Genomic DNA, 3,337 nt, shown 5'->3' on the forward strand with positions numbered 1-3,337 from the left:
CAATTTAAAGAGAAGGGCTATTATAAATTGGCCATTGATTTTTGAATATCGAATGTTGAACAAGGAATATTGAATATTGAAGGCGTTGGTTATTTTGGATTGAAGATTGGAGATTGAAGATTTTTGATTTGGTAATTCAGAAATTCTACATGCGCTTTCAAAACCGCAACGAGCTAATTGATTCTATCAGAATAAAATTATTGTCAAGTATTTTATTTCGAAATTCGAAATTCCTTGTTCGATATTCATGGTTCATTGACTAAAATGAATTGTCAATGAGTTGCAGGCTAGAAGGTAAAAAAGATTAATCAAGATCTTTCCTGTTCTTAAACCGATTAAACATTACATAAGCGATGATGACCAAAACGACGAAGGGCAAATAGGTACCTATGGCTACTCCGATCTCATAGCCTTTGTCCGGTGCGTTTTTGATCTTTTCTTCAATGTCAACCTGTAGCAGGATAAGTAGGATTAGGTATTTCATGGACTAGGATCTGAAATTTGCGAGGGCTTTTTTTGTGAAATCGGACAGTACCAGTTCTCCGCTGATAGCCGCTCTTTCGATCAGCAGTTTATCCCAATGATCGGTTTCTTTCCAAAATATTTTTTTCATTTCAAAAAGGGCTTCCGGGTTGTATTGTGAGAGTTGAAGGCTCAGAAAATCGATTCCTTCATCCATGTCCCTGATAGATTCATAGACCTTATTAAAAAGACCTTGTTTTTGCGCCCAATAAGCAGTTTTCCAATTCTTGGCATCCAGGCTTAATTCACTAAAAGCTGAAACACCCATTTTTCTTTCTACAGCAGGAGCAATGACAAACGGACCAATTCCAATACTCAATTCTGACAATTTGATATCGGCCGCTTCTGTCGCAAAACAATAATCACAGGCAGCAGCTATTCCAACACCTCCACCAACAGATTTTCCTTGCACGCGACCAATGATGGGTTTGCTGCATTTTCGCATGGCATTGATCAGATGGGCAAAGCCGGAAAAGAAAGTTTTACCTTCTTCTATGTTTTGAATCGCTAATAATTCATCAAAAGAAGCACCCGCGCAAAAGGTTTTTTTACCTTCGCTTTGAAGCACAATAACACGCACCTCAGCATCTTCAGAGAGGCGATCAAAAGTGTCCACTAATTTTTGCAACAATTCACTCGGAAAGGAATTGCTTTGGGGATGAGAAAAAGTCACCGTTGCGATGTAGTGGTCAGTGTGAGTGTGGATTGTACCGGGCATTTATTTTTGTTTTTTGCATTAAATCTTAATAAAGTAGGAATCTGAATTAAGAATATCGAACAGGGAATTTCGAATTATGAAGTTCTTATATGATCTTTTTATTTATTACTTCGCTATTCATAATTCGATGTTCAAAATTCCTTGTTCTTCAATTAGCTCATGCCGCTTGCCGCAACGCTTCTATCTATTTTTCTCATTAAGCCTTGTAGCACTTTACCTGGCCCGATTTCAATAAATTCAGTACCTCCATCTGCGATCATTTGCTGAATGGTCTGGGTCCATCTTACAGGTGCGGTTAATTGAGCGATCAAATTATTTTTGATTTCTGCAGGATCTGATACAGCACTGGCTGTTACATTTTGATAAATAGGACAAGTAGGGGTGCTAAACGCTGTATTTTCGATGGCGGCAGCCAATTGCTCTCTTGCCGGTTCCATGAGCGGTGAGTGGAATGCTCCTCCTACAGGCAGTACCAAGGCACGTCTTGCTCCTTTTTCTGTCAAAGATGCGCAAGCCTGGTTGATGGCTTCAATTTCACCGGAAATTACCAATTGACCAGGGCAGTTATAGTTTGCTGCCACTACGATTCCTGGAGTTTCAGCGCATGTGTCCTCAACTATTTTATCTTCTAAGCCAAGTACAGCAGCCATGGTGGAAGGCTGCAATTCACAGGCCTTTTGCATGGCCTGGGCTCGTTGAGAAACCAGTTCCAGAGCTGCTTCAAATGACAATGCACCATTAGCAACCAGGGCAGAAAACTCTCCTAGAGAATGACCAGCGACCATTTCTGGTTTAAAATCATCACCCAGCGTTTTTGCAAGGATTACTGAATGTAAAAATATTGCCGGTTGTGTTACTTTGGTTTGTTTGAGGTCTTCAGCAGAGCCTTCAAACATAATATCTGTTATCGAGAAACCTAATATATCGTTTGCTTGGTTGAAAAGTTCTTGTGCCAATGATGAACCTTCAAAAAGATCCAAACCCATTCCGGAAAATTGAGCTCCCTGACCAGGGAATATGTATGCTTTCATGTTGATGTTGTTTGATTATGGTACAAAAGTAAAGAAATGAATTGAGATTGGAGATGTAAAACAGGAGATTGCAGATTGAAGATTTGAGATGTTTGAATTTAGAATATGGAATAAGGAATTTTGAACGCTGAAGGAATCTTACATCTAAAATCAACATTCTTCAATCTGAATTCAAATAAATAGTTTTTTTGAATACTAAATTTTAGAAATTTCGACTAGCCGTCCTGAAGTTTCAAACTATTTGACAACTTCGACATTCAAAATTCTTTGTTCAACATTCCTTATTAGTTTTTTTATATTTTAGAGGCATGATTGAAAAAACCCTGTCTGATAAAGACAGATCCCTGGCTTTTAGTATTTTTTTGATTTTAGCGGCTATTTTTATTGCATCGCTCGTGGTATCGAATCTGATCTTTCAGAAATTCTTTTCCTGGGATTTTTTGGGATGGTATAATTTTGAAATCTCAGTAGGAATTTTGCCCTATCCAATAACTTTTTTGGTTACCGATCTGATTTCTGAAATTTATGGAAAAAAGAAAGCAAATCAAGTGGTTATTACTGGAATATTTGCTTCTGCCTTTTCTCTGTTAATCATTATGCTGTCTGACGCAGCCCCGGCAACAGAATGGTCTCCTATCGGCGATGAAGTTTTTCACGACGTCTTTGGATTATCTGCACTTGCGGTATTTGCGTCGGCCATGGCCTATTTGGTGGCTCAGTTTGTGGATATCAGAATTTATCATTTCTGGAAAAGAAAAACCAAAGGAAGGCACCTGTGGTTAAGAAATAATTTTTCTACCATAAGTTCACAGTTTTTAGATACTTTTTCAGTCTTGTTTTTACTTTGCTCATTTGGAGTGATCGAATGGGATCTCTTTGGAATTCTCTTACTTAACGGTTTTTTATTTAAGCTGCTCGTGGCTCTTTTAGACACTCCTTTACTCTATATTTTTGTTTACTGGTTTCGAGGAAGATTTAACTTAAAAGCTCATGAAGAGATTGCATTATAGGCATTTTACTGGCTTTCTGTCAGTAATATACCTTCTTAAGGGTATTGTATGACATC

General features: G+C 38.1%; 4 protein-coding genes. 1 reads left to right on the top strand and 3 read right to left on the bottom strand.

The genetic code is table 11. The features are described 5' to 3' along the window. Positions 1-304 precede the first annotated feature (304 nt). The 3 genes from ACR2MV_RS07380 to fabD all read right to left on the bottom strand — a co-directional run bounded on the left by ACR2MV_RS07380 (position 305) and on the right by fabD (position 2,271). Positions 305-484, bottom strand: coding sequence for a hypothetical protein (locus ACR2MV_RS07380; protein ID WP_434021264.1), 180 nt, complete (start codon positions 482-484; stop codon positions 305-307). Positions 485-487: 3 nt separating this feature from the next. Beyond that, the gene (locus ACR2MV_RS07385) at positions 488-1,240 is read right to left on the bottom strand and encodes an enoyl-CoA hydratase/isomerase family protein (RefSeq protein WP_434021265.1); all 753 of its coding nucleotides are present in this window, start codon (positions 1,238-1,240) and stop codon (positions 488-490) included. A gap of 152 nt (positions 1,241-1,392) precedes the next feature. Then, positions 1,393-2,271 (bottom strand): ACP S-malonyltransferase, encoded by an 879-nt coding sequence (gene fabD / locus ACR2MV_RS07390; RefSeq protein ID WP_434021266.1) that lies wholly within the window; start codon positions 2,269-2,271, stop codon positions 1,393-1,395. 308 nt (positions 2,272-2,579) lie between these two features. Between fabD and ACR2MV_RS07395 the strand changes: the two genes are divergently transcribed. Next, complete coding sequence (locus ACR2MV_RS07395; protein WP_434021267.1) at positions 2,580-3,281, top strand: queuosine precursor transporter; 702 nt, start codon at positions 2,580-2,582, stop codon at positions 3,279-3,281. Positions 3,282-3,337 lie beyond the last annotated feature (56 nt).

Source organism: Lutimonas sp. (genome assembly GCF_051011215.1).
Lineage (GTDB): Bacteria > Bacteroidota > Bacteroidia > Flavobacteriales > Flavobacteriaceae > Lutimonas.